Below are 12308 nucleotides of genomic sequence, written 5' to 3' on the forward strand. Positions count from 1 at the left end.
ATGAAACATCTTATCATCTATGCTCACTCTAACGCTGAAAGCTTTAATCACGCGATACTGGAAACGGTTGTAACCACCTTGAAGGAAAAAGGTGACGAAGTCGTTGTACGCGATCTATACGCTCTTAATTTTCAACCGGTATTAAAACCTGAGGATACTGCTGCGATGAGAGCTGGACAAACACCGGCTGATATCAAATTAGAGCAGGAGTATATCACGCAGTCCGATACGATTACGTTTATTTCGCCCATTTGGTGGACAGGACTTCCTGCGATCTTGAAAGGTTATGTTGATCGTGTATTTGCATACGGCTTTGCCTATACGGCTGGTGCAGAAGGGATTAATAAGCTGCTTACAGGTAAAAAAGGGTTTATCGTGAATACACATGGTACTCCCAACGCGATCTACGATGAAATCGGTATGACCACAGGATTGAAGCTCACATCAGATACAGGAATTTTTGATTTCGTTGGAATTGAATCGGTTGGTCACTTGCTGCTTGGAAGTATCGGCTACCTTGATGAAGACGGTTATAAAGGATTGTTGAAACAAGTACAAGACACGGTTAAAACAGTGCTGTAAAGTTAGTTCATATTCGTTCAGAAGCGTAGAACATTCTTTAAACGACAAGGTCAACCAGCATTTGAAGGTTGGCCTTTTCTTATAAATGTTAATACTTTTCTAATATAGTCCAGACAACGATCTGATCCTGCTTGTTATTATGGGGATATACAAAACTAGCCTTTGTATGATTTGTTTTGTCATAATATACTAAGGCGTTTAGGCTTTGGGCGGAGTCGTAGCTTTGATCCACGAAATGGTTACCCAATTTATTTTTTACATCATCAAGTTTCTGAAGCTTGTGACCATCGATGCTGGAAAATTCACTCTCGGACAAGGTTTGCAGTTTCATAATCTCTCCACTAGAGCTATAGACAATCAAGAAATTTTCAAAATATCTGTGATCGGCATCTTTCGTGTGTTTATCGTTAAAATCCGGATTCTTTCTATAAGCAGTCAAATCAATCTCCGCAATATTCTTGCTTAGTGGAATATGGTTTATTGTCAATTCCGATAGATCCGTTGATTTTACCGACATCTCCGTCCATAGATCTTTTGTGAAATATGCCGTTAAAGCGATCAGGATAACAATACATATAATGAAGCTTTTTTTGGAGATTAGCTTAAGCATAGTTTGAAGACTCCTTACTATCACAGAGATTAGCATGGTTTATTTTATCGCAAATACTGGAATATACTATTTATTGTAACGAGTCAATGAATGAGATTAAAGAATTTTTTGTTCTCGGCCTGAGAGATGTCTATAGGTGGAGGGGGAAGGATAATAATTCACAAATATTTCATTGTTATTATTGTTGGCAATTCTTTATAGTACATAGTATCCATATTTAGTTTAACGTCGAGATAATGAAATTAATTTTCCTTACTTAGTGATCATCTGCATGTATTCAGAACAAGAATTACGGGAAAAATAACATAATGTGAGGGTGTACTGGGTGAGATATAAAATCATAGCAGATAGTTGCTGCGACTTAACGACAGAGCTTAAAGAAGAGATGCAAGTAACTACGATTCCATTAAACATGACATTGGGTGAAAAATGCTTCATAGATGATGACACATTGGACTTGCCTCAGTTTATGGAAGAAATGAAAGCCTGTACAACCAAGATTGGTTCCGCATCACCATCACCTATGCTGTATAAGGAAGCCTTTCAAGGCGCGCATACTTCTTTTGCCATTACATTATCCAGCAACCTGTCCAGCTCGTATTCCAGTGCATTGGTAGCAAAGGATATGGCGGAAGAAGAGGGAGCGGATGTTCATGTATTCGATTCGAAAAGCGCATCGGCTGGGCAACTCTTGTTAGCTTTAAAACTACGCAAGCTGATCGACGAAGGATATCATAAAAGCGAAATTATCTCTTCCCTGGAGAGCTTTATCAGCAAGATGAAAACCTATTTTGTTTTAGAGAATTTGGATAATTTGGTCAAGAACGGACGAATGAATAAAATCACGGGTAAGATACTCTCATTCTTGCATATCAGGCCTATTTTAGGTTCAGACGGTGACGGAAACATCGCATTATTTACTCAAGCCCGTGGTCAGAATCAAATCATTGAAAAGTTGGCAGATACCATTGAAAAAAGTGGTCGAAGTACCGAAGGGGAAAGCATCGTTATTACTCATTGCAATAATCCCGGACTGGCGCAAAAGTTAATGAATACCTTGAAGAACCGCTATCAATTTAAAGATATTCATATTGTGCCCACCAGGGGAATTAGTTCAATGTATGCCAATGACAAAGGGATCATTATCGCCTTTTAAAAAGTATTCAGGGTTTATCCTCGTGCGATGGATAAACCCTTTTTAGTATGTTGGGGCTTTGCATGAGTCTAAGCCTATCCCAATTTTCTAATGAGAACAGAGGCGTTTATGCTGGCTTGAGTTCCTCCGGCCTGTGTTTGCAGGGTAACAGCAGCAGTAGAGCTATGGTTACGCAGAGTAAGGACATCACCGCATGCCAGGGCGAGGATGGCTTGCCCGGTGTTCTGTTGTGTTCCCGCTCCTGAGCCGTACACGGTTCCCTCAGCCAGTACGCCATTAATAAAGATGGCGAATTGGTTAGGTTCTACACCCGACACCGAAAAGCGGACTTCATACTTTCCTGCATCGGCTACAGCAATTTGTGTAGTCCCTGGAAGGTGAGCAATCCCAGGTGTAAGTATGCCGTTCGTATCGAACATGACCTCCCCTTCAATCGAAACGAGTTGGGGCCTCACATTATAAATGTAACCGAACTGCGCTATATCACCTGTGGTTCTGGAATCCCCTTCAGCATCATGATTAATGTTCACACGTACAACTTGCTTTTTGACAATGATGTCTTTACCAAACGATTTCCGTTTCGAGCGGCTTCTTTTTTTGGGGGGCATTTCCTCAAACTTTTTTTCTAGCTTATCAAACCAGGCACGAACAAAAACATCTTTTTTACGGCCTTTTTTTTGGTTCAATTTAGGACGACCCAATACAAACACCTCCATATGGTTTGTTGTATAGTACTCCATTCATCTAGAGGAGGCATAGATATCTGTCCTGTGTTTCATAGGAAACGATCTATTTTGACTAAAAACAGGCTTCTGTACAAGGTACATTCGTCTAGTATGTAAAAAGCACCTCCAAAAGTATCCTTGGTTGTCAACTAAGGATACTTTTGGGGTGCCAGTAGTAGCTTATATCATGATGAAGCGGTTTGAAGCCGCTTTTTGCGCACATATAGGGCGTACAGGATACCGCCAAGCAGGCACAGGATACAAGCAAATACTGCCAGTAACCAAGCTGAAGCAACTGCCCCTCCACGATCCATACTGTTTCCAAGCCATAGGGGCAGCAGGGCCCCCCCGACTCCACCTGCACCGATAAGCAGGCTGGTCGTCGATTCTTCTGTACCTGGCATCATTTTGCTGGCAAAAACAAGAGCGATGGAAAAGATGCCTGACATGCCGAGTCCCAGCAGTACGATAAGGACAAAGGCACCAGCAGTGCCTTGGATCAACGGGAACACACACAGCAGCAGAGTCGCTGCCAGTGAGCTCAGAGCGACAAAGACACCGTAGCCGTATCGATCGGCAATGTAGCCTGTGAACAACCGTCCAAAGGCCATTGCCAACCAAAAGCAGGTGACGCTGAGTGCTGCTTCGGCTTGTGTGAGACCGAGTCGCTCGATGAACATGGAGGGCAGGAAATTGGCCAGACTCATCTCCGTTCCTACGTAGATAAAGAAAAAAACGATAAATAATGCAAGGAGCCTCCAATTGCCTATAGGGCTGCTTTTAGAAGCCTTTACGGTAGGTGACTCCAGTGAATTAGTGGCACGCTTATGGTAGTCACCTCGGTGTTCTTGTTCGTCCAATAGAGCGTCCATTGTGCCAAAGGACCCGCGCAGCCAGGCTATAGTGGCTACGACTGCAAACAAGGAGATGATGGGGAATGCCAGTCGCCACCAACCTAGAGCAATGAATTGGCTGGCGATAGCCGGCATTGCTAAGGCGCCGATCCCGAAAAAGACTTCCAGACGGCTCATAGCCGCGCCCGTTCCTTGGGTAATACCCCCAATAACAATAGTACCTATGACTGCTTCTACCATGCCGAAGCCAAATCCGGCTACTGCCCCGACGGCATATAGCCAGCCCCAAGGCGGCAGTAGTGAATATAGCACTTCAGCCGCACACAGCAGGAGTAGGGCAAATACCAGGCTTCGGCGTTTGCCGAAAGTCCGGGCAAGCCACGGTGACAGTAGGACTCCAGCCAGAAAGCCGGAAAATTGAGCGAATATCAGGCTTCCGCCATCTGTATAGTTTCTACCGTAATGCTCTAGCAACACGGGCAGTAGGGAGCCTACAACCACATGGGCTAGACCAATTAAAAAATAAGACAAGCTGCCGATCCATAGCAGTCGTTTCATGATTAACTCCTTTGGTACTAATTACCTTCATGCAGTAAAGTGAATGGTATAAGTCAGATTTGAATCATTAGGATAGCTCCAGTACTTGAAAGCCATAGCCTTCAATAGAAATATCTCCTTCCAGGAATTTCCCACTGATTAGCTCTTTTCCTTTTTGGTCATCCAGATGATATTGCTGTGTCTGGGCATTATGGTTCAGAACAAATAGATAAGACTTTCCATCTTTGGACCGCATAGTGGCTTCTATGCCCGCAGGAGCACGCAGCAGGGATGAAATCCCTTTTTGCTCACAAATGTAGCCCAGCAGACCATCAAGGAAAGGTTCCTCAGGGTCGGAAGCGACGTACCACGCCTCCCCTTGACCAAAACGATTGCGTGTCAGCACTGGCTTGCCCTGATAGAAATCATCGCCGTATTCCGCCAGCACCTCGGCTCCTTCGCTATGCAGCAAGTCGCAGAGCAACCCACATTTATATTCACCTTCTAATACGCCCACTTTTTCTTTCAATATAATGCGATTGTGTGATTCAGGCAGAAGCGCATCAATTTCCTCCACCCAGATCCCGAGCAGATTACGCAGCTTACCAGGATATCCTCCGGTTGTGACCAGATCGTTTTCATTTACAATGCCGCTGAAAAAGGTCGTTAGGAAGGTGCCGCCACGCTCTGTGAATTGTTCCAGCTTCTCAGCAGTACCCGGCTTGACCATGTAGAGTACAGGCGCGATAATGAGATCATATTTTTGGAAATCTGTATCCACAGAAATCATGTCTACCTGTACGTTGCGCCGGAAGAAGGTAGCATAATACTTATGCACCTGATCTAAGTATTTCAAGGCGACAGAAGGGCCGCTTGATTTTTCCAAAGCCCACCAATTATCCCAATCAAACAAAATAGCTACTTTGGCATGAACAGTTGCGTCAAGCAGCGTGTTGCCTAAAGCATTAAGCTCGCTGCCAAGCTGTGCCACCTCGCGAAATACACGTGTGTTCTCATGCCCGGCATGCTCAATTACAGCCCCGTGGAATTTCTCACAAGCACCGATCGAGCGGCGAAGCTGGAAGAACATGACCGTATCCGCGCCATGTGCTACAGCCTGATAACTCCATAAACGCATAACACCAGGCCGTTTAAGTGAATTATACGCCTGCCAATTCTGCTGGCTCGGTGTTTGCTCCATCAGCATAAAGGGCTGCCCATCCTTCAAGCCGCGCATCAGATCATGCGCCATCGCCGTATAGCTTATCGGGGTATTAGCTCCGGGATAGCTGTCCCAAGATACTATATCCATGTGCTTAGCCCATTTAAAATAATCCAGTTGCTTAAAAAAGCCCATCAGATTGGTTGTTACCACGGCATCGGGAATATGTTTTTTAATCGCGTTATATTCCAGCAGGTAGCAATCCAGAATACTGTCTGAATTGAAGCGCGCATAATCGAGGGATATACCCTGGAATGTGGAGTGATTTTCTCCCCAATGTTCGCTTAGATTATTTGGAGGTACAATTTCATCCCAATCATAGAAGGTGTGACCCCAGAAGGAAGTATTCCACACCCGGTTTAGCTCTTCCAGTGATCCGTATTTTTGTTTGAGCCACACTCGGAACGCTGCGGCACAATTGTCACAATAGCAATCCCCGCCATACTCATTGGAAACATGCCACACGAGGATCGCGGGATGGTCTTTGTATCGCTCTGCAAGTCGGTCAGCCATCTGCTCGGCGTATTTCCGATAGGTTGGGCTGTTCGGACAAGAGTTATGGCGTCCACCGAATTTTCGCTTACGCCCGTCAGCATCGACCCGAAGAATGTCGGGATAACGGGTAGCCATCCAAGCAGGGTGCGCTGCCGTACTAGTAGCTAGACAAACGAAGATATCGCTTTCATAAAGATTATCAATTAGCTGATCTAGCCACTCAAAATGATATGTGATTTCATCAGACTGAATTTTAGCCCATGAGAAAACGTTGAGTGTGGCGATATCAATGCCGGCCTGCCTGAACATCCGTAAATCCTCCTGATGCGTGGCCTCATCCCATTGCTCAGGATTGTAATCCCCACCGTAAAATACTTTAGGAAGTTTGCTGCTTATCATGCCAATCACCTCTGTATATAAGAATAATCCTATCTTATAATACAAATTAATGCTTTTAAATATAATAAAATGAACATGTATATAACAATATGGATCTATATGAGACACAAATACCGCATACGCCGGAGGTGCTTTTTATGATTTTGACTCCCCATCATTTGCGATTTTTCCTGACTACTCGTGAGCACTCTTTACCTCTTTTTATTGAAAGTATCGGATTTAATAGCAGACAGGAGGATGTGTCCCGTCCAGAGGGCTATCCATGTTTTCACTGGATTCAGACGGTGTCTGGTGAGGGGATGTTTACATATAAAGGGGGGACCTTCCGTTTGGGCGAGCAGTCCGGGGTCCTGCTGCTGCCAGGCGAAGCCCATGCATACAGACGGGCGACCAAGGTATGGCGAACGTTATACATCACATTTGACGGACCCATCGCCGCTGCTGTATTGACTGCACTCGGATTGAAGCATACGCGAGGGTATCATTGGAACCCGGATAGCGAGCTGCACAGCTTTGGGGAAAACATGCTACACTCCATGGTTAGTGAACGTGATTTGTCTGGATTAGATGCTTCGGCCAATATGTACCGTTTTCTGACTCTGCTGCGTAAACATGGACAACATAGCTCGATGCCTTCCCTTTCTCATAATGTGGAACGTTTAACCCCTGTACTGACCTTTATGGAGCAAAATTATGCCAGCCCAGATGTGGGTTTAAGGGATATGGCCGTGATGATGAATGTCAGCGCTCGTCATTTAAATACATTGTTTAAGCAAGCGTTCGGTGTGACTTCGTATGCTTATCTGATTGTAATTCGGTTGCGGAAGGCGAAGGAAATGATGACGGAGTATCCGCAATTAACGGTGAAGGAGATTTCGGAGCGCGTAGGCTTCCGAGATGTCAGTCATTTTGTGGCAACATTCCGCCGAGCGGAAGGAATTACGCCTGAAAGGTTCAAAATACTGTATACATAAGGGTATTTTATCAAAATACTCTTTCTTACTCGGGAATGCTCTTTTTAGGGAGCATTCCTTATTGTTTTTTTCTGGATGAGGGAGTATAAAATAATAGTTCATTTGTTTCATCAATCTGATGTGCAGGTGACATAATAAATATACGATTCATAGTTCTTTTGCAAAACCCTCATCCAAAGAAGGAGTCAACGAAATGCTGAGTAAAGTCAAAAGGTTATTAATCGGTCGTCCGCGAAAGTCGACGGCCCTTGAAGATGAGAAACTGAATAAGCTCAAGGCACTGGCCATTCTGTCCTCAGATGCATTGTCCTCTGTAGCTTACGGCACGGAGCAAATTCTGCTGGTTTTAATTACAGCGGGCTTCGCTGCCCTATGGTATTCCATCCCTATATCCATTGCGGTGTTGGGTTTGCTTATCATCCTGATCCTGTCGTATAGACAAACCATTTTTTCCTACCCTGGTGGTGGGGGAGCCTACATTGTCGCACAGGACAATTTGGGAAAGAGTCCAAGTCTGATTGCAGGCGGCTCTCTGCTGGTCGATTATATTCTAACGGTAGCTGTTAGCTCATCGGCAGGTACAGATGCCATTACATCGGCGTTCCCATCGTTACATGATCATCGGATCGCAATTGCTTTGGTGATGATTATCTTTTTGACTATTATGAATTTGCGCGGGGTGACGGAATCTGCCTCGGTGCTGGCGATACCGATTTACTTATTTGTTGTTGCCATTTTTGTTTTGATTATTAGTGGTATCATTCACTATCTGGCAGGAGGAGCCCATGCGGCGGCGCCGCAATTTGGAGCTACGGTATCCAACGTCAGTCTGTTTCTCTTACTGAAAGCATTCAGCTCGGGCTGTTCGGCGCTAACCGGTGTAGAAGCTGTCTCCAATGCCATTCCGAACTTCCGCAAGCCTGCTGCCAAAAATGCGGCAACTACATTGATGATGATGGGCTTGATTCTCGGCTGTATGTTTATCGGAATTAGTTTGCTGGCTTATTGGTACGGTGTTCGTCCTAATCCGCAAGAAACAGTCATTTCGCAAATTGCGAATGCCACTTTTGGGCGCGGTGTGATGTACTACATCATTCAAGGTGTGACGGCGCTTATCTTGTTTTTGGCGGCCAACACAGCCTATTCAGCCTTTCCGTTGCTCGCTTTTATGCTCGCTAAGGACAAATATATGCCGCATATGTTTATGGTTCGTGGAGATCGACTCGGTTATTCTAACGGTATCCTGTTTTTGAGTATCTTCTCGGCATTGCTGGTCATCGTTTTTGGTGGCAATACCGAAAATCTCATTCCGCTTTATGCTGTAGGGGTATTTATCCCGTTTACCCTGTCGCAGCTTGGTATGATGATTCGATGGATTCGGCTCAAACCTGCTGGCTGGGTCGTCAAGCTGGCTATTAATACGGTTGGGATGCTAACCACGCTGTCGATTACGCTCATCTTTATCTTCACTAAGTTTAGCCAGGTGTGGGTAGTCTTTATCTTCCTGCCTTTGGTACTGTATTTCTTTATGAAGATCAACAAACATTACAAAAATACGGCTGAACAACTGCGCATTGATATCACGAAGGACAAACCTATGGTCAAGGGCAATACAATTATTATTCCGGTGGCAGGCATTACACGAGTCGTTATGAATACCATCAGCTATGCCAAAACATTGTCGGACAATGTGGTTGCTGTATATGTGGGTGTGGATGATGAAGCGATTCAAAAAATGGAACAGAAGTGGGAAGAGTGGGATGTAGGTATACGTTTAGTAGTGTTGAGATCCCGTTATCGCAGCATCATTAATCCGCTCCGCAAGTTCATCGATACAGTAGAGTGGAAAAAGGCAGACGAGGACCATATCACAGTTCTCATTCCACAATTTATCACTAAACACTGGTGGGAAAATATACTGCACAATCAGACCAGTTTGCTGATGAGAGCTTATTTAATCAATTACAAAGACGTCATCGTAACGACCGTACCTTTTCATTTAAACAAATAAAGCCATATTAATACTCATTAGTATGATAAAATCAACACTTTTTGACCGCATCTTGGTGCGGTCGGAGGGTGTTTTTTTACATAATGGGGATATTTACTTGGGTGATACATTTTGTGTATTATGGATACAAAACGTATCATCAAGAATTGTTATGGAGGGATACGATGCCCGAAGACAAGGGGAAGATAGAACAAGATAAGTTGCAATTTGTAGATACGCTAAGGGCGCTGGCGATTATCGGAGTGTTACTTGTGCATGTCAGTCAGTATGTGGACGGATTAAACGGTTGGTTGCAAAAAGGCTTGAGCATAGGAGCCAAAGGAGTCGCTTTATTTTATATGGCTAGCGCTTTTACGCTGTTTCTATCTCTGAGCAGGCGTTCGAGTGACAAGAGAGAAGGAATGGTGGCCTACCTGTTGCGTCGTTTTTTTCGGATTGCACCCTTGTATTACATAATGTTAGGAATCTATTTAGTTGTAAATGGGACAGGTCCGCGATTTTGGCTTGGAGATCAGGAGGGAGTTACTGTCACTAATATTGCAGCCCATGCTCTGTTTTTGAATGGTCTCAATCCGTATTGGATCAACAGCATTATCGGTGTGGAATGGTCCATTGCGGTGGAATGTATGTTTTATCTATTTATCCCCCTCTTATTTAAGTTGATTCAATCGGTTCGCCATGCGACTTGGTTTGTCGTGATGGTGCTTGTGGCAAGCTTCGGGTTAAATACGGTGTTTGCTCAATATCCATTGATTAGTGATCAATCTTTATGGGGGCATTATTTGTATTTATGGTTTCCGAATCAGTTGCCTGTCTTTGGGCTGGGGATATTGTTGTTTTTCATTTGGAAAGACGAGCGTCATTGGAAAAGTGTAGACCCGCTCAGTGGGGGGCTTCTGCTTGTTACTGTGCTGTTTGCGTTTTTTGGAGGTATGACGGATTATCTCATAGGTGTTGGCTTGCTGTTAGGGGCGTATGCTTTGTATCATTGGCAGCCGAAATGGCTACTTAATCGCGTGTGGTCATGGATCGGCCGCCTCAGCTACAGCATGTATTTGACGCATATGCTGGTCCTGGGACTAATCGTACAGATTAAATTACCGTCTGCTCCCTTAGTCAGCCTCTCACTTCTGTTCATCATGACGTTGCTATTCACCGTCGGACTTTCCTGGTTTACCTACACGTGGATAGAACAGCCCGGCATCCGATTGGGGAAAAAGCTTATATCACGTATAAAATCTGTACGCGAGCAGGAAGATTCGGTCAAAGAAAGTGTTGCCTAGTTGCAACTTGAAGCAGCATCAGATAACATTTGGTTGAAGTGCTTGAATAAATCTACGAAATTATTGAAAAGACCTCTTGAAAAGTAGCTCCCAGCCCTTTATATTCGATGTACATCCAAGTTTTTGAATACACCGATGAGGTTTGTTGGAATTGTAAAGGAGATGCACGTATGCTTTTGGAGCCACTTGGCTTTTTACTTTTCTCTACACTGGAAGGAGTAGCTGTTTTTGCGCTGATTCTCAGTATCTTTAAAGTTAGAATGACTCCTTATCTATGGCAGGCTATTTTTGTGAATCTGATTATGAACCTGCAAAGCTATTTGCTCCGAGAGGAATTTTCACTCTCCTATTTAGTACCTGTCATTAATATGCTGCTTTTTATTTTTTTACTTGCTACAGTGGTGAAGATTCCGATTGTTTGGTCAGGTATTATGACAGTTACCGGTTATTTTGCATATGCCGTTATTCAGTCGGTACTCCTGAAAGCTATGTTCGGTAACCTACCGGTTGCTGAGCTGCAGAACGGTTCCTTGAAGGGCTATCTGTTACAAGTGGTTAGCGCAGCGACAGGACTACTAATTTCATTTATATTGTATCGAAAAGAGATCGGCTTTTCCCCAAATTTCAAAAAGCTTAAGTTCAAAGAGGAATATGGCATTGTCATCACACTGATCATTCTGTCTCTCATTTCAACCTCTATTGTGCTTTACTATAGCGAGGTATGGTTGAGTATGATATTTTTTGCACTGGTATCGGGATTTTTTATCTACTATGCAGTCGGAAAGGAATACCGAGATGATTGAAACGATGGCTTTCAAACTTGCTAACCAGATTAAACGTACTGTGCCTGATCATCCGGCTTCCGTCCCAGTACTTAAATACTCACTTGCTCTCATTCTGAATGCGTCTATGATCATCGTGTTGACACTATTCGCCTCATTCTTCACGGGGCGGATGGTCGAAGCTGTAACGATTCTCGTCGCTTTTGCCTTGCTGCGCCAAGTATCTGGTGGTATTCACTTGAAAACGGGTATGGCATGTGTGCTGGTGACCTCTGTAGCTTTTACATACATATCTTGCATTTCCTTAAATAATGGGTTGACAAACCTGTTTACCGGAATCGCTCTCATTCTTGTTTTATGCTTTGCCCCGTCCAGAATTGAAAAGCAGTCGCGCATTCCAGTGCGATTTTATCCCCTCTTGCGATTGTTATCTTCCTTGCTTGTATGTACTAACTTTGTAATAGGTTCTTCTGTAGTGGCTGTTGCTTTTTTGGTTCAAAGCCTAACATTAATCCGGGGAAGGAGGTGAGTGGAATGATGAAAAAAGTAGTATACGGGTTAGCCACATCGTTGTCTATGTTCGCGACTTTTGCTGTATCAGTGGCAAGTTATGTGTATGTTTATCAAGGAGATACACCCGAGGAACTGCTGAAATAAGCAAAATGCAGAATAGAAAAA

General features: G+C 44.1%; 12 protein-coding genes. 8 read left to right on the plus strand and 4 right to left on the minus strand.

Translation table 11 applies throughout. From position 1 onward, the window contains the following. Positions 1 to 582, plus strand: a complete 582-nt coding sequence (locus MKX36_RS09070; RefSeq protein ID WP_025364630.1) for an NAD(P)H-dependent oxidoreductase — start codon at positions 1 to 3, stop codon at positions 580 to 582. Between the two features lie 88 nt (positions 583 to 670). On the opposite strand, the gene MKX36_RS09075 is transcribed toward MKX36_RS09070, so the two are convergent. After that, positions 671 to 1192 (minus strand): hypothetical protein, encoded by a 522-nt coding sequence (locus MKX36_RS09075; RefSeq protein WP_016819254.1) that lies wholly within the window; start codon positions 1190 to 1192, stop codon positions 671 to 673. Positions 1193 to 1517: 325 nt separating this feature from the next. On the opposite strand from MKX36_RS09075, the gene MKX36_RS09080 reads away from it, so the two are divergent. Beyond that, positions 1518 to 2348 carry a DegV family protein gene (locus MKX36_RS09080; RefSeq protein ID WP_016819255.1) on the plus strand — a complete coding sequence of 277 codons (831 nt, stop codon included), beginning with the start codon at positions 1518 to 1520 and terminating at the stop codon, positions 2346 to 2348. 74 nt (positions 2349 to 2422) lie between these two features. Here MKX36_RS09080 and MKX36_RS09085 read toward each other — a convergent pair whose 3' ends face one another. From MKX36_RS09085 to MKX36_RS09095, 3 genes are all read right to left on the minus strand, one after another. After that, on the minus strand, positions 2423 to 3049 hold the full coding sequence (locus tag MKX36_RS09085) for a BclA C-terminal domain-containing protein (RefSeq protein WP_017425761.1): 627 nt from the start codon (positions 3047 to 3049) through the stop codon (positions 2423 to 2425). 209 nt (positions 3050 to 3258) lie between these two features. Then, positions 3259 to 4485, minus strand: coding sequence for an MFS transporter (locus tag MKX36_RS09090; RefSeq protein WP_045243869.1), 1227 nt, complete (start codon positions 4483 to 4485; stop codon positions 3259 to 3261). A gap of 67 nt (positions 4486 to 4552) precedes the next feature. Beyond that, positions 4553 to 6580, minus strand: coding sequence for a beta-galactosidase (locus MKX36_RS09095; RefSeq protein ID WP_340864563.1), 2028 nt, complete (start codon positions 6578 to 6580; stop codon positions 4553 to 4555). Positions 6581 to 6717: 137 nt separating this feature from the next. On the opposite strand from MKX36_RS09095, the gene MKX36_RS09100 reads away from it, so the two are divergent. The 6 genes from MKX36_RS09100 (at position 6718) to MKX36_RS09125 (ending at position 12287) form a co-directional block, all read left to right on the plus strand. Next, a complete protein-coding gene (locus MKX36_RS09100; protein ID WP_340864564.1) occupies positions 6718 to 7554 on the plus strand; it encodes an AraC family transcriptional regulator in 837 nt (278 codons plus the stop codon). A 193-nt stretch (positions 7555 to 7747) separates the two neighbouring features. Beyond that, entirely contained in the window at positions 7748 to 9565 is a 1818-nt protein-coding gene (locus tag MKX36_RS09105; protein ID WP_013370622.1) for an APC family permease, read from the plus strand. A 164-nt stretch (positions 9566 to 9729) separates the two neighbouring features. Then, positions 9730 to 10848, plus strand: coding sequence for an acyltransferase family protein (locus MKX36_RS09110; protein ID WP_340864565.1), 1119 nt, complete (start codon positions 9730 to 9732; stop codon positions 10846 to 10848). Positions 10849 to 11018: 170 nt separating this feature from the next. Continuing rightward, a complete protein-coding gene (locus MKX36_RS09115) occupies positions 11019 to 11651 on the plus strand; it encodes a hypothetical protein (RefSeq protein ID WP_016819261.1) in 633 nt (210 codons plus the stop codon). Further along, positions 11644 to 12159, plus strand: a complete 516-nt coding sequence (locus tag MKX36_RS09120; protein WP_107734260.1) for an accessory gene regulator ArgB-like protein — start codon at positions 11644 to 11646, stop codon at positions 12157 to 12159. Before MKX36_RS09115 ends, MKX36_RS09120 begins: the two co-directional genes overlap by 8 nt. Positions 12160 to 12164: 5 nt before the next feature. Beyond that, positions 12165 to 12287 (plus strand): cyclic lactone autoinducer peptide, encoded by a 123-nt coding sequence (locus tag MKX36_RS09125; protein WP_013370626.1) that lies wholly within the window; start codon positions 12165 to 12167, stop codon positions 12285 to 12287. The last annotated feature ends 21 nt before the right edge of the window (positions 12288 to 12308 follow it).

It is taken from the genome of Paenibacillus sp. FSL W8-0439, assembly GCF_038008995.1.
GTDB classification, from domain to species: Bacteria; Bacillota; Bacilli; order Paenibacillales; family Paenibacillaceae; genus Paenibacillus; species Paenibacillus polymyxa.

Excerpts from the sequence above, each read along its gene's own strand:
- MKX36_RS09075 (WP_016819254.1), bottom strand. The coding sequence starts at position 1,192 with ATGCTTAAGCTAATCTCCAAAAAAAGCTTCATTATATGTATTGTTATC.
- MKX36_RS09095 (WP_340864563.1), bottom strand. The coding sequence starts at position 6,580 with ATGATAAGCAGCAAACTTCCTAAAGTATTTTACGGTGGGGATTACAAT.
- MKX36_RS09115 (WP_016819261.1), top strand. The coding sequence starts at position 11,019 with ATGCTTTTGGAGCCACTTGGCTTTTTACTTTTCTCTACACTGGAAGGA.
- MKX36_RS09100 (WP_340864564.1), top strand. The coding sequence starts at position 6,718 with ATGATTTTGACTCCCCATCATTTGCGATTTTTCCTGACTACTCGTGAG.
- MKX36_RS09120 (WP_107734260.1), top strand. The coding sequence starts at position 11,644 with ATGATTGAAACGATGGCTTTCAAACTTGCTAACCAGATTAAACGTACT.
- MKX36_RS09090 (WP_045243869.1), bottom strand. The coding sequence starts at position 4,485 with ATGAAACGACTGCTATGGATCGGCAGCTTGTCTTATTTTTTAATTGGT.
- MKX36_RS09125 (WP_013370626.1), top strand. The coding sequence starts at position 12,165 with ATGATGAAAAAAGTAGTATACGGGTTAGCCACATCGTTGTCTATGTTC.
- MKX36_RS09105 (WP_013370622.1), top strand. The coding sequence starts at position 7,748 with ATGCTGAGTAAAGTCAAAAGGTTATTAATCGGTCGTCCGCGAAAGTCG.
- MKX36_RS09110 (WP_340864565.1), top strand. The coding sequence starts at position 9,730 with ATGCCCGAAGACAAGGGGAAGATAGAACAAGATAAGTTGCAATTTGTA.
- MKX36_RS09070 (WP_025364630.1), top strand. The coding sequence starts at position 1 with ATGAAACATCTTATCATCTATGCTCACTCTAACGCTGAAAGCTTTAAT.